A 546-nucleotide genomic window follows, 5' to 3' on the forward strand; every position below is an offset into this window, starting at 1 on the left:
TATCGCTGGGTGCAGAAGTTCGGTCCGGAACTGACCAAGCGCACCGAGAAACATCTGCGTCGCGCAAGTGTCGATTGGCACGTTGATGAAACGTACATCCGGGTTGGCGGCAAGTGGCGCTATCTGTGGCGGGCTGTTGATGCAAACGGGCAGATGGTCGACTTTCGCTTGACAGCCAGACGTGATGCGAAAGCCGCGAAGGCCTTCCTCAACAAGGCGATTGAACGGGTCCGATTACATCGACCCGTGACAATCGTCACTGACAAGGCGCAGGCATATCGACGCGTCATCCGTGAAATCAATCACCGCTATGATCCACATTTTGACAGCATCCGGCACATCGACAGAAAGTGGTGGAACAATCTGATCGAGAGCGATCACGCGGCTCTGAAGCGGCTCCTCGGTTATCGCCAAAGCTTTCGGTCCTTGCGATCAGCTAAAGCGACCCTGAGCGGCATAGAAACGATCCGAACCATCAAGCGTGGCCACATCCATCACAAGCAACGAGGCGTCAGAGGCGAGATCCAGTTCATAAGCAAACTCTTC

Annotated in this window: 1 protein-coding gene; it reads left to right on the forward strand. The window is 54.9% G+C overall.

Annotated features, from left to right (window positions below):
• On the forward strand, positions 1-546 hold a 546-nt coding region (locus tag L1065_RS15735; RefSeq protein WP_237096463.1), incomplete at both ends, for an IS6 family transposase.

This window comes from Nereida sp. MMG025, assembly GCF_021654165.1.
GTDB lineage: Bacteria > Pseudomonadota > Alphaproteobacteria > Rhodobacterales > Rhodobacteraceae > Nereida.